Consider the following 23,662-nt stretch of genomic DNA (forward strand, 5'->3'; position numbering starts at 1 on the left):
ATACGTAACACCGACGTTTGCTAGGGGACAGGGGATTATTAGTAATAGGAGGTGGGCCAATTGGCTATTACAAAAGAACGTAAAAATGAAATCATTAATGAGTACAAGGTTCATGAAAATGATACTGGTTCTCCAGAAGTACAAATTGCTGTACTTACGGAAGAAATCACAACATTAAACGAACATTTACGTGTTCATAAAAAAGATCATCATTCACGTCGTGGACTTTTGAAAATGGTTGGTAAGCGTCGTAACTTACTTAATTACCTACGTAACAAAGACGTTACTCGCTATCGTGAATTGATCAAAAAGCTTGGTTTACGTCGCTAAAAAGCAGGAGCAATCCTGCTTTTTTTCAGTGATAAGAAAGTATAAAAATTTGACTTAGTTAAGTATACTTACAGCAACAGCCACGTCCAGCTCCAGCGCCCAGAGACTAGCGAGACTTCCCTCGCTTTCGTACGATAAGTCAACATCGGCTTCCTTCGGTCGCCGTGTTTCCTTTATCTCCTACAGCTCAGTCCAGTCCGTACGTCTCTACCCAATGCGCTTGCGCTTTTGTTCATACCTATACGAAAATCAAAAGTTTTTATGTACATAAAATTTACATTCCTGCTGATAAACTATAAAATAAATAGAGAATGAACATTGAAAGGAGATCAAGTAATAATGGCAGAAGAAAAACAAGTATTCTCCACGGAAATCGCTGGTAAACCATTTATCGTCGAAACTGGAGAATTAGCAAAGCAAGCAAATGGTGCCTGTATGATCCGTTATGGTGATACATCTGTATTATCCGTAGCTACTGCATCTAAAGAACCTAAGGACCTGCCCTTTTTCCCATTAACAGTTAACTATGAAGAACGATTGTATGCGGTAGGGAAAATACCTGGAGGTTTTATCAAACGAGAGGGTAGACCTAGTGAAAAGGCGATATTAGCATCACGCTTAATTGACCGCCCAATCCGTCCCTTGTTTCCCGATGGATTCCGTAATGAAGTACAAGTAATAAGTACGGTAATGAGTGTCGATCAAGATTGTTCTTCAGAAATAGCCGCAATGATTGGTTCATCCATAGCATTGGGGATTTCTGACATTCCATTTGAAGAGCCAATTGCTGGTGTGCATGTTGGAAGAGTAGACGGTGAATTCATCATCAATCCTACGATTGAACAAGAAGAAAAAAGTGATATTGATTTAACAGTAGCCGGTACCAAGGATGCAATCAACATGGTAGAGGCTGGAGCGAATGAAGTACCTGAAGAAACGATGCTAGAAGCTATTATGTTTGGCCATGAGGAAATCAAACGTTTAGTTGCGTTTCAAGAGGAAATTGTCCAAGCAGTTGGCCAGCAAAAATCAGAAGTTAAATTATTTGAACTAGAAGAAGGTCTTCTTACAAAAGTTGAAACAGTTGCGAAAGACAAGCTCGTTCAAGCTATTCAAGTGAAAGAAAAGCATGCTAGAGAAGATGCAATCAGTCAAGTAAAAGAAGAAATTCTTGCTAGCTATGAGGATGCGGAAGATGAAGTTATTAGCCAAGTAAAGTCAATACTTGATAAAATTGTTAAAGAGGAAGTACGTCGACTGATTACAAAAGAGAAGGTACGTCCAGATGGTCGTAAACCTGACGAAATTCGTCCTTTGTCCTCACGGGTTAATACACTTCCGAGAACACATGGCTCTGGCTTATTCACTAGAGGACAAACTCAAGCCTTAAGTATTTGTACATTAGGTGCTTTAGGAGATGTACAAATTCTAGATGGATTGGATTTAGAAGAGTCCAAACGTTTTATGCATCATTATAATTTCCCGCAATATAGTGTTGGGGAAACTGGGCCAATTAGAGGACCTGGTCGCCGTGAGATTGGACATGGAGCACTGGGGGAACGTGCCTTAGAAAAAGTCGTACCTTCTGAAAAAGATTTCCCATATACAATTCGACTAGTATCAGAAGTATTAGAATCAAATGGTTCTACTTCGCAAGCTAGTATCTGTGCGAGTACGTTAGCGATGATGGATGCAGGTGTTCCAATCAAGGCTCCAGTTGCTGGAATTGCAATGGGTCTTGTAAAGTCTGGGGAAGACTATACAATACTTACAGATATTCAAGGTATGGAAGATGCACTAGGAGATATGGATTTCAAAGTTGCTGGAACAGAAAAAGGAGTTACAGCACTTCAAATGGATATTAAAATTGATGGTTTATCTAGAGAGATCCTAGAAGAGGCTCTTGTACAAGCGAAAAAAGGGCGTATGCAAATTCTAGACTCTATGCTGGCAACCATTAAAGAGCCAAAACAACAACTATCACAATATGCTCCTAAAATTTTAACAATGTCTATTAATCCAGATAAAATTCGTGATGTTATCGGACCAAGTGGGAAGCAAATTAATAAAATCATTGAAGAAACTGGAGTTAAAATTGACATTGAACAAGATGGTAGTGTGTTCATTTCTTCCACAGACCCTGACATGAATGATAAAGCGAAGAAAATTATTGAAGACTTAGTTCGAGAAGTAGAAGTAGGTCAAATGTATTTAGGTACCGTTAAACGGATTGAAAAATTCGGTGCATTCGTAGAGCTATTTAAAGGTAAAGATGGATTAGTTCATATTTCTGAATTAGCTGAAGAACGTACGAATAAAGTAGAAGATGTGGTTAAAATTGGTGATCAAATTATGGTAAAAGTAAAAGAAATCGATAATCAAGGTCGCGTAAACCTTTCTCGTAAGGCCGTTTTAAAGGAAGAGAAGGAAAAAGCGGAAAAATTAAAATCATAAAAAAGTAAGAAGCTGGTACCCCAGTTTCTTTTTTTTATGATTTACATTATTCCTTGGGATTTCACGAAACTCACGTAATTATCGATAAACTGAGTTAACACGAAACGACATCGAATGTATGAATTGATAACTTCTTTTTCATAACTTGTCCTCCGACATCATATGTTTTTACATAAGGAGGAATTATGTATGAAACGATATCAAGATTTTATCAATCTTTTTGTATTTATCATTATTGTTGCACTTACATTTAATGTTGACACCAATCCATTTACTACAAATAATATAGAAACGGTTTCCGTAACAGATATGTCAACATCAGATGCTTTATATGAAGAAATTCAAGAAAAAAGCACAAATTTGAATCAAAAAGCACAAGATGCGTATATTGATAAAGTGTGGAAAAAAACTCCTGGTAGAAATGGTTTAAAAGTTAACATCCATCGTTCTTATGAACAAATGAAGAAAGAGGGGAGTTTTAATGAATCATTGCTTATATATGACCAAGTACCTCCTGATATAACTTTGGAAGATTTACCAGCTGCTCCAATTTATCGAGGACATCCAGAAAAACATATGGTATCCCTCTTAATTAACGTCTCTTGGGGTGGAGAATACATACCAGACATGCTCAACATACTAAAAGAACATGATGTAAAGGCAACCTTTTTTATAGAAGGGAAGTGGGCGAAAGAAAATATAGAATATGTTAAGATGATTGACGAACAAGGGCATACAATTGGTAATCACGCATATAATCATCCAGATATGGCGAGATTATCTAATAACGCAATTGTTGAACAAGTACGAAAAACAAATGAAGTACTAAAAGCGATCACAGGTGACGAGCCAAAATGGTTTGCCCCACCTAGTGGAAGCTATTCTGACCTCGTAGTAGAAAAAGTGGATCAACTTGGCATGGAAACGATATTATGGACGGTAGATACAATTGATTGGAAGAATCCATCTGTTAGTGTTATGATGAATCGAGTAATGGGGAAAGTGCATCCAGGTGCAACCGTACTTATGCACCCAACGTCATCTGTTGTAAATGCATTGCCGAACATGATCTCCGGCTTTAAAGAAAAGGGTTTTAAAATTGGTACGATTGATCAATTATTGGATGAAGCAAGATAATAACGATGTACATAAAGTAACGGATATGTATAGGAGGCATCATTTTGATACAAAGACATACGAGTAAAAACGGATTAAGAATTGTTTTAGAGAATATCCCAGCAGTCCGTTCGGTAACAATCGGTGTATGGGTATTAACAGGCTCAAGAAATGAAACAAGGCAAAACAATGGAATTTCTCATTTCTTAGAGCATATGTTTTTTAAAGGAACAGAATCTAGAACAGCAATAGAAATTGCAGAAGCATTTGACTCTATCGGTGGGCAAGTGAATGCATTTACTTCTAAAGAATACACGTGTTATTATGCAAAAGTGCTAGACACTCATAAAGAATATGCTTTAGAGATTTTAGCAGATATGTTCTTTAATTCTTCATTTGATGAAGAAGAGATGGAACGTGAAAAGAAAGTCGTTTATGAAGAAATTAAGATGTATGAAGACACACCAGACGACATTGTACATGATCTATTAGCTCGGGCATCTTATGGCGAACACCCATTAGGTTATCCGATTCTTGGAACAGAGGATCAACTAAAAACGTTCAAACCTACCACCTTACAGAATTATGTAAAGGAACGTTATGTACCAGGAAATGTAGTTATTTCAGTAGCTGGAAACGTTGACGAATCCTTTATCCATAAAGTTGAAGGTTATTTTGGGACTTACGAATCTAATGTTTCACAAGATGCGATAGCAGCACCAACATTTATTGGAGAACAAATTGAACGTAATAAAGATACGGAGCAGGCGCACCTATGTATTGGATATAATGGTTTACCTATTGGCGATCCTAATATGTACAGTTTAATTATTATGAATAATGTCTTAGGTGGAAGTATGAGTTCACGATTATTTCAAGAGGTACGTGAAAAGCAAGGATTAGCTTATTCTGTCTTTTCTTATCATTCCTCGTTTTTAGATAGTGGAATATTAACAATTTATGCTGGTACAGGTAAAGAACAGTTACCTTTACTGAAGGAAACAATTGAAAAAACTACGGAAAACCTGATCGCAAATGGATTATCAGATAAGGAATTAAAAAATAGTAAAGAGCAGTTAAAAGGCGGACTCATGTTGAGTTTAGAAAGTACAAATAGTCGAATGAGTCGTAACGGTAAAAACGAATTATTATTAAGAAAACACAGAACCTTGGATGAAATGATTGCTGAGATTGACGCAGTTGATCATGAATCAATTCAAAAAGCGATTCAAAATACATTTAATAACCAGCCATCAACGGCTTTAATAGCTCCAAAGATTTCTAATTAAGAAGCTTATGTTCTAACATAAGCTCTTTTTCGTTTGCATATAATTGGATAAAAGGACATTGAAGTGGAGGCTATTGCATGCGATACAAGGATATTAGCGGTAAAGAAATAGTAAATGTAAAGCATGGTTCCAGATTAGGTATTCTTGGGCAAACCGACTTAGAGATCGATGAAAAAACCGGTCAAATACAATCGTTTATTTTACCCAATTATAAATGGTTTGGGTTAAAAAAAGAAGGAGAAGAAACGAAGATATATTGGAACTCCATTACTAAAATCGGTGAAGACATGATTATGATCGATGTAGAATAACGTCATTACCCTTAAAAAGGTTGGTATCCTGAATATGGATACCAACCTTTTTTATTGCTTAAGAAATTTTATTCCCAAGGGATAAATGTCGGCTTAAATCCAATTCTCGGAGATGTTACAAGACGTTGTGTTTTCTTCGACCAACGACCAAAGATTAGCGAATTAGTTTTATGTATAATGCCTTTAGACAAAGGTATAGCAAGCATAAGATTCCCATCCCCTACGTACGTACCAAACTCCCTAGAGCGCTTACACTTTACAGATAGGATCCGTTCCACTGTTCAAAACGGGCACTTGCGCATTTATTACGTTTTTTCTAACTACCATTCACTATCCGCCTAATAATTCATAAGCTATAAAAGAAAGTGGAACTTGAGACTTTGTCTTGTAAGTTTCTTTATGCTTATAAACAACACTGATCAACAGTTGTTTGGAGGGTGTTCAACATGAAACGAAGAATAGCAGTAATAGGTGGAGATGCACGATATTTAGAACTCATTCGACAGTTAAAAGGACTTCCTGATACATCTATTATTCTTGTAGGATACGATAAATTGGAACAAGGGTTCACTGGATTAAAACAAATGGATTTCACAGATAAGGATGCACATGAAATAGATGTGGTAATTTTGCCAATAACTGGCACAAATAAAGAAGGCAAAGTAGAGCCTGTATTTTCAGATCAAGAAATAATGTTAACCAAGGATTGGTTTAGTAACCTTAAAGATTCTGCTGTAGTATTTACTGGTATTACAAATGACTATCTAACAAAAGTAACTGAAGAAACAGGAACAAAGCTAATCCCATTATTAAACCGCGATGATGTAGCTATTTATAATTCCATACCAACTGCAGAAGGAACAATTATGATGGCAATCGAGCATACGGATTATACCATTCATTCTTCTCGAGTGATTGTTACAGGATTTGGTAGGGTTGGCCATACGGTTGCGAATAAATTTTCAGCTCTTGGTGCAAAAGTATCTGTCGCAGCAAGAAGCATTAAAGATTTAGCCAGAATTACAGAAATGGGGCTGACAGCAATTCCTTTAGATGATCTTAAAGCATATACCAATGATTGTGACTTACTAATAAATACAATTCCAGCTCCAATTATAGATAAGAACTCCATTCAACAGCTCCCCGCCCATGCATTAATTATTGATCTCGCTTCCAAACCAGGTGGGACTGATTTTGAATTTGCGAAACAGCGCGGCATAGAAGCGATGCTATCACCAAGCCTGCCTAGTATAGTCGCGCCAAAAACAGCGGGGAAAATTTTAGCGGATGTTATTACGCAAATCCTTAACGAACGAAAGGAGTTAGAAGTATGAGTTTAGAGGGGAAAAGAATTGGATTTGGGTTTACTGGATCCCATTGTACGTATGATGATGTATTTCCACAATTAGAAAGATTAATGGAGCAAGGTGCAGAGGTTGTTCCAATAGTTTCTTATACAGTTAGAAATACGGATACGAAGTTTGGTAAGGCAGAAGATCATATTGAAAAAATTGAATCCATTACTGGAAAAAGAGTGATCTCAACCATGCCAGAGGCAGAACCACTGGGCCCAAAGTATCCTCTCGATTGCATGGTCTTGGCACCATTAACAGGAAATTCATTAAGTAAACTAGCAAATGCATTAACCGATTCTCCACCACTAATGGCAGCGAAAGCAACCATGAGAAATCAAAGCCCTGTTGTCTTAGGAATTTCAACAAATGATGCCCTTGGATTAAATGGTGTTAACTTAATGCGTCTAATGGCTAGTAAGTATATGTATTTTATTCCATATGGGCAGGATGATCCTTATAAAAAACCAAATTCTTTAGTTGCCAAAATGGACTTATTACCAGATACAATCGAAGCTGCACTAGAAAGTAGGCAATTACAACCAGTTATTGTTCCTCATTTAGACTAAATATGATAATATTAATATTTAGAGAGAAATAGTTTAATTGTGGAATGAGAAAGGAGTCAGCAGCATGGCTGAGAACAAAACGTTTAATGTAGCAGTAGTAGGGGCCACCGGTGCAGTTGGTGAAAAAATTATTAAATTACTAGAAGAAAAAGATTTTCCAATAAATGAAATAAAACTTCTTTCTTCCAAACGTTCAGCAGGTAATAAACTGGTATTTAAAGATAAAGAAATAATTGTTGAGGAAGCTACAGATGATAGCTTTAAAGGAATTGATATAGCTCTATTCTCTGCTGGAGGTAGTGTGTCAAAACGCTTTGCTCCTTCAGCAGTGAAGCATGGAGCAGTAGTAGTTGATAATACTAGCGCATTTCGTATGGACGAAAATGTACCGCTTGTTGTTCCCGAGGTGAACGAGGAGGATATTGCATCTCATCAGGGAATTATTGCGAATCCAAATTGTTCAACGATCCAAATGGTTGCAGCATTAAAGCCATTACAGGATAAATTCGGCTTGAAGCGTGTCATTGTTTCGACTTATCAAGCTGTATCAGGAGCAGGCACGCAAGCAAATAATGAATTAGCAGAACAATCACAGCAATTCTTGAATGGGGAGGAAATGCAAGCAGAAATCCTACCTGTTAAAGGCGATGAAAAGCATTATCCAATTGCCTTTAATGCACTTCCGCAAATTGATGTATTTCAAGAAAATGGATACACGTTTGAAGAAATGAAAATGATCAATGAGACCAAAAAAATAATGCATGAACCAGATTTATCTGTTGCAGCTACGTGTGTAAGATTGCCATTCTTTACATCTCATGCAGAAAGTGTTTATGTAGAGTTAGATCAAAAAGGGCTTTCTGTTCAAGATGTATGGAATGAGTTAGAAAAAGCGAATGGTGTCGTTTTAGAGGATAATCCGAGTACCCAAACATACCCAACTCCATTAAGCGCTGCAAATAAAGAAGAAGTATTTGTAGGTCGTGTAAGGAAAGACTTAGACTATGAAAATGGTTTTCATATGTGGGTAGTCTCGGATAACCTTATGAAGGGTGCTGCATGGAATACGATTCAAATTGCAGAAAGTCTTATTAAAAATAATTGGCTCAAAAATTAAAAGTATCTACGTTTGTAAGTAAGAGGTGTAATAATTGCAGGTATTAATTCAAAAGTTTGGTGGCACTTCTGTTCAAAGCGAAAAAAATAGAAAACATGTCATTGATCATATTAAAGAAGCACTTACGAATGACTATAAACTGGTAGTTGTAGTATCGGCATTAGGAAGAAAACCTGATCCTTATGCTACAGATTCATTACTGGAGCTAATCGATTTCCCTAAAAACTACAACTCGAAGCGAGAGCTTGATTTAATCATGTCATGTGGAGAAACAATCGCTTCCGTTGTTTTATCAAATGAATTACAAAAAAATCATATTAATGCAATTGCTCTAACAGGAGCGCAAGCAGGTTTTCTAACTAATTCAGATTTTACGCAAGCGAAAATTAAAGAAGTAAATCCGAAGCGTATTTTAACTGAGTTTGAATCACATGATGTCATAGTGGTAGCTGGTTTTCAGGGCCAAACGGAAAATGGTGAGATCACTACAATTGGCAGAGGGGGGAGTGATACCTCTGCTGCGGCTCTCGGTGCGGCCCTTCAGGCAGAACGTGTCGAGATTTTTACGGATGTAAATGGAATTATGACGGCTGACCCTAGAGTAGTTGAATCAGCAAGGTCACTAGATGTCGTTACGTATACGGAAATTTGTAACCTAGCCTACCAAGGCGCAAAAGTTATTCATCCAAGAGCTGTTGAAATTGCAATGCAGGCTAAAATACCAATGCGAGTCCGGTCAACATATGCAAAAGATGGTGGTACACTCGTTACTTCATCTAGATCATTGGAATTTGGGATGGAAATTGCTGATCGTCCAGTTACTGGAATTGCACACATTCCATCCGTATCTCAAATAAAAGTACAGACCAAAGAAGAAGGTTACAGACTTCAATCAGATGTATTTAAAGCAATGGCAGATGCTGGTATTTCAGTTGATTTTATTAATATCTCTTCAACTGGTGTGGTTTATACGGTTCCTGCTCCACTTACTGGTAAAGCAGTTGAAATCCTTGAGTTATTAGGGTTTCAACCAGAAGTAACAGAGAACTGTGCAAAAGTTTCCGTCGTTGGTGCAGGAATGACTGGTGTACCTGGTGTTGCTTCTCGAATTGTAGAAGCACTAACTGATCAAGGTATTCAAATATTACAATCAGCAGATAGCCACACGACGATATGGGTTTTGATTCATGAAGAAGACTTAAAGCTCGCTGTAAATGCTTTACACGATGTTTTTAAGTTAAGTAATGTAAATATGATGTAGAAAGGTGAATGTAAATGGATTTCGGTAAAGTTCTTACAGCAATGATCACTCCTTTTGATCAAGATGGAAATATTGATTTGAATAAAACAAGTGAATTAGTAGAATATTTAATAGAAAATGGAACAGATGGACTTGTCGTTGCTGGTACGACTGGGGAGTCTCCTACATTAACTACGGAAGAAAAAATTCAGTTATTTGAACATGTAGTTAAAGTAGTGAATAAACGCGTACCGGTTATAGCTGGAACAGGTAGCAATAATACAGCTAACTCCATTTCTTTAACGAAAAAGGCGGAACAATGTGGTGTAGATGGGGTAATGTTAGTTGCTCCTTATTACAACAAACCAAACCAACGAGGACTATTCGAGCATTTCCGATCCATTGCTAAGGAAACAACTTTGCCAGTAATGTTGTATAATATTCCTGGTCGATCTGTAGTTAAAATGACTCCCGAAACGATCATTAATTTAAGTAAGATTGACAATATAGTTTCTGTTAAAGAAGCAACCGGGGACCTTGATCAAGCTTCAGAAATTATCGAGAACACGAGTGATGATTTCTCTGTTTACGGTGGTGATGACGGATTAACACTTCCGATGTTATCCATCGGAGGAAATGGTATTGTTTCTGTAGCGTCCCATATTATTGGAAATGACATGCAAACGATGGTGAAACATTACCTAAGTGGTAATGTTAAAGAAGCAGCTTCTTTACACCGTAAATTATTACCGATTATGAATGGTTTATTTAGCGCGCCATCCCCTACACCTGTAAAAACAGCCTTAAAAGTCAAAGGATTTCATGTTGGGGGAGTAAGATTACCGTTAGTACCATTAACGGAAGAGGAAGAAGATCAATTAAGACAGTTATTAACATAAGGCTTCTTTAGTAATTTACTATTAAATGCTTCGGATTAATAAAAGTAAAAGGTACCGGATGAATGCCGGTATCTTTATTTATATATGCATGTATATCCCAGATTACGATCATACTATTCTTATAAATAGTTAAGGGAGTGTCGTAAATGGATAAAGACATGCAGAAAAAAGAAGGTCAAACTCAAGATGATCAATCTTCAAATTCATCATCTTTGGTACAAAAAATACAATCATTAGGTCAAACCAATGTTCCTCAAGCACCAGATTCTAATATTCATGTTCTCTCCATCGTTGGACAAATCGAGGGACACATTCAATTACCCCCACAAAATAAAACAACAAAATATGAGCATTTACTACCACAATTAATTGCAATAGAGCAAAACCCTAAAATAGAAGGATTGGTCATTTTACTTAATACAGTTGGTGGTGATGTTGAAGCAGGACTAGCACTAGCTGAAATGATTTCTTCTATGTCAAAACCTACAGTATCAATTGTATTAGGTGGCGGTCATTCTATTGGGGTACCTATCGCTGTTTCGGCCGATCATTCTTTTATTGTTCCGACTGCTACAATGACAATTCATCCTGTTCGATTGACAGGGCTAGTCATCGGAGTACCACAAACCTTTGAATACTTAGATAAAATGCAAGAGAGAGTCATTAATTTTGTAGTAAGTCATTCTAATATTAAAGAAGAGAAATTCAAAGATTTAATGTTCGCTAAAGGAAATTTAACAAGAGATATTGGCACGAATGTTGTTGGACATGACGCAGTAGACTATGGCTTAATCGATGGTGTAGGTGGGGTAAAAGAAGCGATGGAGAAAGTGAATGAACTTATCGATAATACCCAAGGTCCACAACAGGAGGTTATTCAATGATCTTATATACTCCATTGGCAGAAACAGATATTTTTCCTCATGAAGCAGGGGAGAACGTTAACCGCGAATGTATAAATTATAACGGAAAGCAAGTATTTGTCGAAAAAAATAAAGATGGTAGTTACCAGCTTCTACAATTATTGTCTACCGATCCGCAAGATTTTTTGGACGATAATTACAGTCCCGGTACAATCATAAACTAAGGCGTTTTTCTTTTTCAATATTATTCAAACGTACAAATTGTGTTATACTAGACATAATGACATCTGAGAGTAAACCCTTGCCAATTTAACGGCAAGGGTTTACTCTGCTATATATAATCGGTCAACACACAGAGGTGAAATGATGGCTAAAAAAAATCGCAAAAAAAGAAAAAGCAAACTAAAAAAACAAGTCAAATATGAGTTATTAGGACTTCTGTTTATATTTCTAGCAATTTTCGGTAGTGGTGCTAGCATCATAAGTGATGGGGCGATTCCTGGTGGGTTAGAGAATCTATTTCGGTTCTTTCTAGGTATTTGGTATTTCGTGGCGTCCATTTTCTTATTTATTACTGGAGTCATTTTAGTAGTTAAACGACGTTATCCTAATTTTACCCATAAAAAATTAATTGGTTTTTATATTTTCTTTACCGGTATCATATTACTAACTCATATCCAAACGATGAACCAATTAATGGTTCCGGAAAGTGACGTATCAATAATAAAAGCAACATGGAACAGTTTTTTCGCTTACTTGGATGGACAAGGTACTCAAGCACAAACAGGCGGAGGCATGATTGGAGCATTCTTATTTGCTTTTAGTTACTATCTATTTTCTTTGGACGGAGCTAGAATAATTGTCCTATTTACTATCTTAATCGGTATAATTTTCATGACTGAGTTTTCGTTGGGTGACTTTTTCTCCAAAACTATGAAAAAACTAAGTTCATTTTTACATAATTTAAAAGAAAAGTGGCATGAAAAGCGTCAAGAGAAAGCACTAGATGCAGAAATAGATTTACCAGAAATATCGGATACAAATCAGTCTGTCAAAGAACCTGAGATTGAAGACTACCCAGATGTAACCTATGCCTTTGATGGGAATACTCCAAAGACAAGTAATACGCCTGACCCTCAAGAAATTGAAAATGAACAACATGAGAAAAAAGATGAGGTAAAAGGTGAGTCGATAGATACAGATGTAGACTTATTACAATCGATGCCTATGACAGAACCAGAAAACTATGAGTACATCTTACCATCCACAAATCTATTAGCTGAGCCAACGGTTAATTCACAACAACATGAAAAATCACAAATTCAAGCGATAGTTCGAAAGCTTGAAAAAACGTTTCATAGTTTTGGGGTGAAAGCTAGAGTTACTAAAGTAAATGTTGGACCGGCAGTAACAAAATATGAAGTTTATCCCGAAGCAGGGGTTAAAGTTAGTAAAATTGTAAATTTACATGATGATTTAGCGCTTGCATTAGCTGCAAAAGATATACGAATCGAAGCACCTATTCCAGGCAAATCTGCTGTTGGAATAGAAGTCCCAAATAATGAAGTTGCGATGGTGTCACTACGAGAGGTATTGGATAGCATCGCTCACAATCAATCTTCCAAACTTTTATTTGCGTTAGGTAGAGATATCTCTGGAGATGCTATTGTAGCAGAGTTAAACAAGATGCCGCATTTATTAATTGCTGGTGCTACTGGGAGCGGAAAGAGTGTTTGTGTGAATGGAATTATTACGACGATATTAATGCGTGCAAAACCACATGAAGTGAAAATGATGATGATCGACCCGAAAAAAGTAGAATTAAACGTATATAACGGCATTCCTCATTTACTTGCACCGGTTGTGACTGATCCCAAAAAGGCATCACAGGCATTGAAAAAAGTCGTTTCCGAGATGGAACGAAGATATGAGCTATTTTCAGATACAGGTACACGAAATATAGAAGGTTATAATGAATATGTACGAAAATATAACCAAACGGTCGATGAATCTGAAGCACAGCCCAATCTACCTTATATCATAGTTTTAGTAGATGAATTAGCTGATTTAATGATGGTAGCTTCTAATGATGTAGAAGATTCCATTACTCGATTAGCACAAATGGCAAGGGCAGCTGGAATTCACTTGATTATTGCAACACAACGACCGTCTGTAGACGTTATCACTGGTGTTATCAAAGCAAATATTCCATCACGTATTGCTTTTAGTGTTTCATCAACTACTGACTCACGTACAATATTAGATTCTGGTGGAGCGGAGAAATTATTAGGTAGAGGAGATATGTTGTTCGTCCCAGTTGGAGCATCCAAACCAACACGTGTACAAGGTGCTTTCTTGTCTGACGAGGAAGTAGAACGAATTGTAGATCATTGTGTGGAACAACAGAAAGCTTCCTATCAGGAAGAAATGATACCTGAAGATGTCCAAGAGTCTCCTACAGAAGTGGACGATGAATTGTATGATGATGCCGTTCAAATGGTTCTAGAAATGCAAAGCGCAAGTGTTTCAATGTTACAGAGGCGATTTCGTATAGGTTATACAAGGGCTGCAAGGTTAATTGATGCGATGGAAGATCGAGGAATCGTAGGTCCTTATGAAGGAAGCAAGCCTCGAACAGTATTAGTATCACAAATAGAGGAAGAAAAGACATCCTAGATAGCATGAACACCCATAAATGGACAATAAAAATAACATCCTATTTTTATTGTCTTTTTTTTATCCCCTTATTTCAGTCAAAAATCGACAATTATTATGACTTATTTAAGAAATTTGTTATTTTGTGGTTTATTTATTCGCTAAATAATGATATGATAATTTCAGTTGAGATAGTCAAACGTCAGAGGTCAGATCTCTCTACATTACATGCTGGCAACAAGGGGGATTATTTATGTCAATTAAAGCGGATTCACGTCATCTATATCTCCAGGTAATTGATGAATTGAAACGTGATATAGAAAAAGGTACATATCAAGCAAAACAAAAGCTTCCTTCTGAATTCCAATTATCAAAAAAACTCGGAGTATCGCGGGCTACGTTAAGAGAAGCTTTACGAATTTTAGAAGAGGATAATGTTGTTACGAGAAAGCATGGGGTAGGGACGTTTGTTAATCAAAAGCCGATCTTTTCTTCAGGGATTGAGCAATTAACAAGTGTGACAGATATGATCGAACAATTTGGAAGAAATCCTGGGTCACAATATTTATCCACAGATATTATGGAACCTACAGAAGAAGAACGAAGGCAGTTCTCACCAAAAGAAATCAGTATATTAGCTAAAATTGAGCGTGTACGTACAGCTGATGGTGAACCAGTTGTCTTCTGTATTGACCAAGTTCCAAAAGATTATATTCCTTTGGATTTAGTTAAGTATGAAGATTCATTATTTAAATTATTAGAAGATCATGCAAATAAGAGAGTAACTTATGCCGTTACTTATATTGAGCCTGTAAGTTATCATGACCGGATTTACAAAATCTTAAATTGTGATCCGAACCAACCGTTATTACTCCTGAAACAAATGCATTATACAGAGGATGATGAGCCTGTTCTCTACTCATCAAACTATTTCCGGTCGGATGTATTCAGTTTCTATGTTTTAAGAAAACGATTGTAAGGGTTTTCTTTTTATCCATTGTAGGAGGTGATTCAAACAGAAGAATACGAAGTTTTATTTATCACAATATAATATTGAATCGTATAAAAGGAGGCAATTACATTGAAAAATCGTAAGTTAGTATTATTATTCGCATTATTATTAAGTCTAGGTATGCTACTAGCTGCCTGTGGTGGTGGAGCTGATGATGAAGATACAAATGATGAAGGCTCTACTGGAAACGATGCAACAAACGAAGAAGAAGCAGAAGACTTTAGTGCTGCAATGGTAACCGATGTTGGTGGTGTAGACGATAAATCCTTTAACCAATCAGCTTGGGAAGGATTGAATGCATGGGGTGAAGAGCATGGGTTATCTCAAGGAAATGGCTTTGACTATGCACAATCTGATGATGTATCTGATTATATTCCAAACCTTAATCGTTTAATTCGTGATGATTACAATTTAATTTTCGGAATTGGTTTTGAACTACAAGAAAGTATTGAGGAAGTTGCTAAACAAAACTCAGACAAGCATTTTGCATTAGTTGATGATGTAGTGGAAGTTCCAAACGCAGTAAGTATTTTGTTTAAAGAACACCAAGGCTCATTCTTAGCAGGTGTAGCAGCTGCGCAAAAAACAACAACGAACAAACTAGGTTTTGTAGGTGGTGTAGATTCACCGTTAATAAACAAATTTGAAGTAGGATTTATTGCAGGTGCAAAATCAGTAAATCCAGATATTGAGGTTGATGTACAATATGCCGAATCATTTGCAGATTCATCAAAAGGGAAAATGATTGCTTCAGATATGTATAACGATGGTGTAGATATTATCTATCACGCTTCTGGTGCTACTGGAAACGGTGTATTTAATGAAGCAAGAGACCTTAAAAATAGTGATCCAGATCGTGACATCTGGGTAATTGGTGTTGACCGTGACCAATATGAAGAGGGCGAAATTGGTGACCATAATGTTACATTAACTTCTATGGTTAAACGTGTTGACGTTGCAGTACAAGACGTTACTAATCTTGCTATGAACGGGGATTTCCCAGGTGGTGAAACCTTAGAATTCGGACTGGAAGATAATGCTATTGACATTGCTACTACGAACGAAGATGCAATGAACCAAGAAATTATTGACAGTGTTAATGAGTGGGAAGAGAAAATATTAAATGGAGATGTAGATATTCCAAAAACGCATGATGAATTAGATACATTCCTTGAATCTCTATAAAAATTCAGGAAAAGGTTGAATCCATTCAACCTTTTCCTATTCAGTTAAATAAAATTCTCAACTGAAGAAGATGTTTCAATACGTCTTTTTCATTTGAAAATTTTATGTTTATTACACTATTTTAAAAGCATTTTATTTGTTTATTTTAAAATATGGTTTGAACCATATTTAAGTTGGAGAGGTGATCATTCGTGGATTATGTGATTGAAATGTTAAATATTCGCAAAGAATTTCCCGGTATTGTAGCAAACGATAATATAACTGTTCAACTAAAAAAAGGAGAAATTCATGCTTTACTTGGTGAAAATGGAGCAGGAAAATCAACTTTAATGAATGTGTTATTTGGATTATATCAACCTGAAAAGGGGGAAATTCGGGTTAATGGGGAAAAGGTAGAGATTTCTAACCCCAATATTGCGAATGACTTAGGAATTGGTATGGTTCACCAGCATTTTATGTTAGTTGAACCATTTACAGTTACCCAAAATATTATATTAGGAAATGAACCAAAAACCAAGACTGGAAAAATTAATATTAAAAAAGCTGAAAAAGAAATTCAGGAACTATCTGATCGCTACGGTTTAAGTGTAGACCCTTCAGCCAAAATCAGTGATATTTCAGTTGGAATGCAGCAACGCGTCGAAATCTTGAAAACGCTATATCGAGGTGCAGAAGTATTAATTTTTGATGAACCTACTGCTGTTTTAACACCTCAAGAGATAACGGAACTAATTGAAATTATGCGTTCTTTAATAAAAGAGGGGAAATCAATAATATTAATAACCCATAAGTTAAAAGAAATTATGGAAGTATGTGATCGATGTACGGTTATCCGAAAAGGAAAAGGTATTGGTACCGTTGAAGTAGAGGAAACAAACGTAGATGAACTAGCTTCCTTAATGGTTGGGAGAGAAGTGAGTTTTAAAACAGATAAGAAAGAAGCTACACCTACAGAAAATGTACTTAAAGTCAAAGATCTATATGTTAGGGATTCAAGGAAAGTAGATTTAGTGAAAGGTTTAGACCTTGACATCCGCGCTGGAGAAATTGTTGGTATAGCAGGTATTGATGGAAATGGGCAAACTGAATTAATTGAGGCAATTACAGGATTACGTAAGAGTCATTCTGGATCAATCCAGCTAAACAATAAAGATATTACAAATTTATCCCCGCGAAAGGTGACCGAAAGCGGAGTTGGACATATTCCTCAGGATCGTCATAAATATGGGCTTGTACTTGATTATCCGATTGGAGAAAACATTGTTTTACAAACTTATTATCAAAAGCCGTATTCGAAAGCAACAGTACTAAATTACAAAGAGATTTATGACAAAGCAGAAGAATTAATTGAAGAATATGATGTACGAACTCCAAGTGCGCAAACATTAGCTAGGGCACTCTCAGGAGGTAACCAACAAAAAGCGATTATTGGTCGAGAAGTAGACCGTTCTCCAGACCTGTTAATTGCTGCTCAGCCGACTAGAGGTCTAGATGTTGGTGCTATTGAGTTTATTCATAAAAAATTAATAGAGGAGCGAGATAAAGGAAAAGCGGTCCTACTTGTTTCGTTTGAACTCGATGAAATTATGGATGTTAGTGATCGTATTGCTGTAATGTTTGATGGAAAAATCGTTGCATATGTAAAACCTGAAGAGACAAATGAGCAAGAACTTGGGCTATTAATGGCGGGAAGTCAATTGAATAAGGCAGGTGGTTCCCAATGACATCAAACAATAAGTTTTTATCATTATTAATTCCTGTTATTTCTGTTATTCTCGGATTAATCGCAGGTGCTATTATTATGTTATTTTCTGGTTATAATCCTATTGATGGTTATCTAGCTTTATGGAGAGGGGCTTTTGGTGATGCCTTTACAATAGGAGAAACAATTCGCCGAATTACACCTCTTATTTTAACAGGACTTGCTGTTGCATTTGCATTTCGTACTGGCCTTTTTAATATTGGGGCAGAGGGACAGGTAATTGTAGGTTGGTTGGCTGCTGTTTGGGTTGGCTTAGCCGTTGATGCACCTATGATTATACATCTTCCTTTAGCAGTACTAGCAGGTGGAATTGCAGGTGGAATTTGGGGCTTTGTTCCAGGTCTATTGAAAGCGAAAATTGGAGTTCATGAAGTAATTGTCACGATAATGATGAACTATATCGCTTTATTTATTACAAATGAAATCATTCGCTCCGTATTAACTGATCATGCGACTAAAACAGATCGAATTCCAGAAACAGCATCTTTATCATCCGAGTGGCTACAAACATTAACTTTTTATTCTCGCTTACACTATGGTATTTTAATTGCGCTATTCGCTGCAGCTGTTATGTGGTTTTTAATTCAACGAACTACGATCGGTTATGAACTAAAAGCTGTAGGTTTCAACCAACATGCATCGAAATATGCAGGAATGAACGTTAGTAAGAACATTATTTTATCCATGGTAATTGCTGGTGGATTCGCTGGTCTCGCTGGTGCAATGGAAGGATTAGGAACTTACGGTAACATTTCAGTAATGTCCGGGTTTACAAATCTAGGGTTTGACGGAATTGCTGTAGCACTTCTCGGTGCAAATAACGCATTTGGCGTTGTGTTGGCAGCTATTTTATTCGGTGTATTAAAAGAAGGTGCCGGTGAAATGCCTACAGGTGCAGGTGTACCAACCGAACTAGTAGATATTATCATTGCTCTTATTATCTTCTTTGTTGCATCAAGTTATATTATTCGATGGGTTATACTTCGCTTTAAAAAGGAGGGGAAATAAATGATTGACGCATTACAATCAATTATTCCAACTGTTTTATTCTACTCAGCACCCCTAATACTAACGGCACTAGGCGGAGTATTTAGTGAGCGATCTGGAGTTGTAAACATAGGTTTAGAAGGATTAATGGTAATGGGGGCATTTGTAGGTATCGTGTTTAGTTTAACTTTTGAGGATGTTTTTGGCTCCATGACACCATGGCTAGCAATTCTTGCTGCAGCTATCGTAGGAGGTATATTTTCCGTTATTCATGCAGTAGCATCTGTGTCTTTTAATGCGAACCAAGTTGTTAGTGGTGTAGCCATAAACATGTTAGCGTTGGGAATTGGAGTATATTTAACCAAACAGTGGTATGGTAAAGGTCAAACTGATATGGTAGATGGCTTTTTCAGAACAGATATTCCAATTTTATCTGAAATTCCATTGATCGGCCCTATATTTTTCGAAAGAATCTATGCAACATCCTATGTTGCGATCATTCTTGCTTTTATAGCTTGGTATATTCTTTATAAAACTTCCTTTGGTTTACGTTTGCGTGCAGTCGGCGAACATCCTATGGCAGCAGATACTAATGGGATTAACGTTTATAAAATGCGTTATGTTGCAGTTATTATTTCAGGTGTATTAGGCGGATTAGGTGGATCTGTTTTTGCACTTACAATTGTTTCAAACTTTTCACATTCAACGATTGTAGGACAAGGATTCATGGCTTTAGCGGCTGTAATTTTTGGTAAGTGGCATCCACTTGGAGCAATGGGAGCTGCATTATTCTTTGGTTTAGCTCAAAGCCTAAGTATTGTTGGTTCTGGTATCCCATTACTACAGGATATCCCACAAGTATTCCTGTTGATTGCACCATATGTGTTAACAATTTTAGCATTAGCAGGAGTAATTGGACGTGCAGATGCACCTAGAGCAAATGGAGTACCATATATTAAAGGTAGTAGATAAATTAGCAAAACTGACTCGCTTGCAAGTAAGCGAGTCAGTTTTTTTATAATATTCTAAAGTACTCGACCTGTGGATTTTCTAAAAATGCTAAGCTTCTAATGTTTCCTTTACATCCATATAATGGTAAACTCAATATAAATGATTTATGAGTTTGTGATTATGATTCTAAAAAAAGTACAAACTATTACGGATGAATAAGGTTGATCAAATGGAGGATACGTTATGAATGAAATTCAAGAGGAAGTATTAAATGTAAATGGATATAATTTACATTTAATTCCGAATAAGAAATTTAAAACAATAAATTTAGTTGCGAAATTTAAAGCACCTCTACAAAAAAGCACCATTACGAAGCGTGCCTTACTACCATATGTCTTAAAACAAGGTCCTAAAAGTTACCCTAGTAGGAAGGACTTACAAACAAAATTAGATAGCTTATATGGTGCTGTCCTTTCCATCGACAGTGGAAAGAAAGGAGAAAACCATATTATTAGCATGCGTTTGGAAGTTGCAAACCAAAAATTCATTCCGAACGAAACTGGAATTTTAGAAGAGGCTGTTCAGTTACTTAATGACGTTATATTTAATCCCAATAGTAACGCAGGTTCTTTCAATCCTGAGATCTTCAATCGCGAAAAAAATACGTTAAAGCAAAAAATTAATTCAATTAAAGATGATAAAATGAACTTTGCTAACATGCGCTTAATTGATGAAATGTGTGAAGGGGAACCCTATCAACTACATGTTCATGGTTATGAAGAGGATTTAACTGATTTAACAGCACAGAATACTTTTGGATATTATCAATCATTATTACAAGAAGATGAACTAGACCTTTTTGTGCTTGGTGACTTTGATTCACAAGAAATGAAAAACCTCATTTCGAATACCATTGAAAGAAGTTCCACAGGAAAAGCAGCTCGCGATAAGAACGCTACTAGTGGGCAAGGACAATCCAATAAACAAAAACCCAATGAAGTGATAGAGAAGCAAAATATTCAACAAGCAAAGCTTCATATTGGATACCGGACAAACTGTACGTACAGCGATGATGGTTATCCCGCTTTACAAGTTTTTAATGGAATTTTAGGTGCTTTTCCTAGTTCGAAATTGTTTATAAATGTAAGGGAAAAAAATAGCCTTGCTTATTATGCATCATCAAGACTGGAAAGCCATAAAGGCTTGCTACTCGTATTTAGTGGAATTGCACCAGAAGATTATGAGAAGGCAAGAGAAATAATCGAACTTCAAATGAGCGCAATGAAAAATGGTGATGTTTCAGAATCAGAATTAAAAGAAACGAAGGATCTCATTGTTAATCAATTATTAGAAACATTAGATCATCCTCAAGGAATCATTGAAATGTTATATCAGCAAGTGATCGCAGAAACAAGTCTGAAGCCAAGCCAACTAATAGAAAAGATAAAAAAGGTGACATTAGATGAAGTAGTCCAAATTGCTTCTAAGGTTGAAGAAGATACCGTTTATTTATTAACGACTAGCGGAGGTGAGCCAGGTGAGTAGTAAAGTATATGAGAATATTAACGAAACCATTTATTCCGAACAATTAGATAATGGTTTATCTGTCTTTTTATTACCAAAACGAGAAATGTCAAAAACATATGGTATATTCTCCACGAACTACGGCTCTATTGATCAAACGTTTGTTCCAATTGGAGAATCGGAGCAAATAACGGTCCCAGAAGGAATCGCTCATTTTTTAGAGCATAAATTATTTGAGAAAGAAGATAGAGACGTCTTTGCCGATTTTGGTAAGCAAGGTGCCTCTGCTAATGCTTATACTTCGTTTACGAAAACAGCTTATTTATTTTCAGCTACCAATCATATTGATGACAATGTAACGACTTTACTCGACTTTGTCCAAGATCCTTATTTTTCGGAGGAATCCGTTGAAAAAGAAAAGGGGATTATTGCTCAAGAAATAAAAATGTACGATGACCAACCTGATTGGCAATCTTTCATGGGGACGATTAAAACGATGTTTAAAGATCATCCTGTAAATGTAGATATTGCCGGAACCGTTGAATCCATTAATTCGATTACAAAAGATGATTTATATACATGTTATCATACATTTTACCATCCAGAGAACATGACATTATTTATTGCAGGTAACTTTGACCCTGAAAAAATGATGGCATTGATAAAAGAAAACCAGGCAGCCAAAAAATTTGATAATATGACAGAAATTCATAGATCGTTCCCAGAAGAATCTCAGCAGGTTGCTATGAAAGAAAATACAATTGAAATGCCTGTTTCGGTACCTAAATGTACGGTTGGTATAAAAGAGGAAGTGACAGAGCTAGATAGTGATACTTTCCTTACCAAAGATTTACTTCAGGATATGGTCTTGAATTATTATTTCTCGAAAAGTGGATCCTTTTACCAAGAACTTTATGACAGTGGTTTAATTGACGATAGTTTTTATTTCGAGACGAATTTAGATCGAAACTTTGGATACACACTTATCGGAGGAAATACAGATGATCCGGATAAATTAGGAAATAAAATAAAAGAATTGTTACTAACAACTACGAAAGAATCGATTCAGAAAGACGATTTTGAGCGAATGAAAAAGAAAAAGATTGGTCAATTACTTCGCTCCATGAATTCATTAGAATTTATTGCGAGTAAACATTTGCATTACCATGCAGTGGGAATTGACTTTTTTGATTTAATACCAGCAATTCAATCAATATCGTTAGATCAAGCGAATGATTATTTGAAAAACTGGATTACAGAAGACCGTTTATCGGTGTGTAAAATCGTAGCAAAGTAGGATGAACATGGGGAAAAATATCTTAATTATTGGGGCGAGTGGAGATATTGGCAGTGCAATTGCTGAAAAATTAGGGCGAGAAGGTTATCAGTTATTGTTACACTACAACAAAAATAGAGAAAAAATAAATTATTTGCGAAATACGGTAGGTAATGAATGTATTCTAAGCGAAATTCAGGCTGATTTAAGTAGTCAATCAGGAGTAATTCAACTCCTTCAAGAAATCCCTTTTCATGTTGATGGTATTGTGTTTGCAAGCGGGAACGCGTACTATGAATTATTTCAAAACACATCCGAAGCAAAGATGGATGAAATGCTTAATATACATGTGAAATCCCCAATGATAATTACAAAAAATTTATTGCCATCTATGATCAAACAGCAATATGGAAAAATTGTATTTATTACTTCCATTTGGGGTGATATTGGAGCAAGTTACGAGGTTATATACTCAGCAGTAAAGGGAGCACAAAACTCCTTTATTAAAGCTTTAGCAAAAGAAACGGGGCCAAGTGGCGTTTTAGTCAACGGAATTAGCCCTGGTTTTGTCGATACTAAAATGAATGCACATTTACAACCTGAGGATAAATCGATGATTGTTTCAGATATACCGCTTCAACGTGTAGGGTTGCCGAAGGACATAGCAAATGCTGTGCGATTTCTTATGGACGAAGAATCCAATTATATTCACGGAGAAATCATCCGGATAAATGGCGGCTGGTAGCATAGATATGTTATATTTTTTTCAT

21 protein-coding genes are annotated in these 23,662 nt (G+C 36.3%); all 21 read left to right on the forward strand.

From position 1 onward, the window contains the following. Positions 1-60: 60 nt before the first annotated feature. The 21 genes from rpsO (at position 61) to ymfI (ending at position 23,637) form a co-directional block, all read left to right on the forward strand. Positions 61-330 carry a 30S ribosomal protein S15 gene (rpsO, locus tag BMX40_RS02735; RefSeq protein WP_090866595.1) on the forward strand — a complete coding sequence of 90 codons (270 nt, stop codon included), beginning with the start codon at positions 61-63 and terminating at the stop codon, positions 328-330. A gap of 339 nt (positions 331-669) precedes the next feature. Next, positions 670-2,784 carry a polyribonucleotide nucleotidyltransferase gene (locus BMX40_RS02740; protein ID WP_090866597.1) on the forward strand — a complete coding sequence of 705 codons (2,115 nt, stop codon included), beginning with the start codon at positions 670-672 and terminating at the stop codon, positions 2,782-2,784. A 189-nt stretch (positions 2,785-2,973) separates the two neighbouring features. Then, positions 2,974-3,921, forward strand: coding sequence for a polysaccharide deacetylase family protein (locus BMX40_RS02745; protein WP_090866599.1), 948 nt, complete (start codon positions 2,974-2,976; stop codon positions 3,919-3,921). Positions 3,922-3,965: 44 nt separating this feature from the next. Next, the gene (locus tag BMX40_RS02750; protein ID WP_090866601.1) at positions 3,966-5,189 is read left to right on the forward strand and encodes a M16 family metallopeptidase; all 1,224 of its coding nucleotides are present in this window, start codon (positions 3,966-3,968) and stop codon (positions 5,187-5,189) included. A gap of 77 nt (positions 5,190-5,266) precedes the next feature. Continuing rightward, positions 5,267-5,500 (forward strand): YlmC/YmxH family sporulation protein, encoded by a 234-nt coding sequence (locus tag BMX40_RS02755; RefSeq protein WP_090866603.1) that lies wholly within the window; start codon positions 5,267-5,269, stop codon positions 5,498-5,500. Positions 5,501-5,946: 446 nt separating this feature from the next. After that, on the forward strand, positions 5,947-6,834 hold the full coding sequence (gene dpaA, locus BMX40_RS02760) for a dipicolinic acid synthetase subunit A (RefSeq protein ID WP_090866605.1): 888 nt from the start codon (positions 5,947-5,949) through the stop codon (positions 6,832-6,834). After that, a complete protein-coding gene (dpaB, locus tag BMX40_RS02765) occupies positions 6,831-7,421 on the forward strand; it encodes a dipicolinate synthase subunit B (RefSeq protein ID WP_090866607.1) in 591 nt (196 codons plus the stop codon). Before dpaA ends, dpaB begins: the two co-directional genes overlap by 4 nt. A gap of 64 nt (positions 7,422-7,485) precedes the next feature. Beyond that, positions 7,486-8,538 (forward strand): aspartate-semialdehyde dehydrogenase, encoded by a 1,053-nt coding sequence (gene asd, locus BMX40_RS02770; RefSeq protein ID WP_090866609.1) that lies wholly within the window; start codon positions 7,486-7,488, stop codon positions 8,536-8,538. Positions 8,539-8,572: 34 nt separating this feature from the next. Beyond that, positions 8,573-9,799, forward strand: coding sequence for an aspartate kinase (gene dapG, locus BMX40_RS02775; protein WP_090866611.1), 1,227 nt, complete (start codon positions 8,573-8,575; stop codon positions 9,797-9,799). A gap of 14 nt (positions 9,800-9,813) precedes the next feature. Beyond that, the gene (gene dapA, locus BMX40_RS02780) at positions 9,814-10,677 is read left to right on the forward strand and encodes a 4-hydroxy-tetrahydrodipicolinate synthase (protein WP_090866613.1); all 864 of its coding nucleotides are present in this window, start codon (positions 9,814-9,816) and stop codon (positions 10,675-10,677) included. Between the two features lie 146 nt (positions 10,678-10,823). Further along, the gene (locus tag BMX40_RS02785; RefSeq protein WP_090866615.1) at positions 10,824-11,561 is read left to right on the forward strand and encodes a ClpP family protease; all 738 of its coding nucleotides are present in this window, start codon (positions 10,824-10,826) and stop codon (positions 11,559-11,561) included. Further along, positions 11,558-11,764: a YlzJ-like family protein gene (locus BMX40_RS02790; RefSeq protein WP_090866617.1), complete on the forward strand. Its 207-nt coding sequence runs from the start codon at positions 11,558-11,560 to the stop codon at positions 11,762-11,764. The genes BMX40_RS02785 and BMX40_RS02790 overlap by 4 nt, the downstream gene beginning before the upstream one ends. A 142-nt stretch (positions 11,765-11,906) precedes the next feature. After that, on the forward strand, positions 11,907-14,216 hold the full coding sequence (locus BMX40_RS02795) for an FtsK/SpoIIIE family DNA translocase (RefSeq protein WP_090866618.1): 2,310 nt from the start codon (positions 11,907-11,909) through the stop codon (positions 14,214-14,216). 232 nt (positions 14,217-14,448) lie between these two features. Then, entirely contained in the window at positions 14,449-15,174 is a 726-nt protein-coding gene (locus BMX40_RS02800) for a GntR family transcriptional regulator (RefSeq protein WP_090866619.1), read from the forward strand. A 102-nt stretch (positions 15,175-15,276) separates the two neighbouring features. Next, positions 15,277-16,392, forward strand: a complete 1,116-nt coding sequence (locus BMX40_RS02805; RefSeq protein ID WP_090866621.1) for a BMP family lipoprotein — start codon at positions 15,277-15,279, stop codon at positions 16,390-16,392. Positions 16,393-16,583: 191 nt separating this feature from the next. After that, entirely contained in the window at positions 16,584-18,116 is a 1,533-nt protein-coding gene (locus BMX40_RS02810; protein WP_090866623.1) for an ABC transporter ATP-binding protein, read from the forward strand. Further along, entirely contained in the window at positions 18,113-19,162 is a 1,050-nt protein-coding gene (locus tag BMX40_RS02815) for an ABC transporter permease (protein WP_090866625.1), read from the forward strand. Before BMX40_RS02810 ends, BMX40_RS02815 begins: the two co-directional genes overlap by 4 nt. Next, positions 19,163-20,113 (forward strand): ABC transporter permease, encoded by a 951-nt coding sequence (locus BMX40_RS02820; protein ID WP_090866627.1) that lies wholly within the window; start codon positions 19,163-19,165, stop codon positions 20,111-20,113. It abuts the gene before it with no gap. A gap of 222 nt (positions 20,114-20,335) precedes the next feature. Next, positions 20,336-21,637, forward strand: coding sequence for an EF-P 5-aminopentanol modification-associated protein YfmF (gene yfmF / locus BMX40_RS02825; RefSeq protein ID WP_090866629.1), 1,302 nt, complete (start codon positions 20,336-20,338; stop codon positions 21,635-21,637). Beyond that, complete coding sequence (gene yfmH / locus BMX40_RS02830; protein WP_090866631.1) at positions 21,630-22,913, forward strand: EF-P 5-aminopentanol modification-associated protein YfmH; 1,284 nt, start codon at positions 21,630-21,632, stop codon at positions 22,911-22,913. Before yfmF ends, yfmH begins: the two co-directional genes overlap by 8 nt. Positions 22,914-22,920: 7 nt before the next feature. Continuing rightward, positions 22,921-23,637: an elongation factor P 5-aminopentanone reductase gene (gene ymfI / locus BMX40_RS02835; RefSeq protein WP_090866633.1), complete on the forward strand. Its 717-nt coding sequence runs from the start codon at positions 22,921-22,923 to the stop codon at positions 23,635-23,637. Positions 23,638-23,662: the final 25 nt, after the last annotated feature.

The organism is Oceanobacillus limi, assembly GCF_900111445.1.
Lineage (GTDB): Bacteria > Bacillota > Bacilli > Bacillales > Amphibacillaceae > Ornithinibacillus > Ornithinibacillus limi.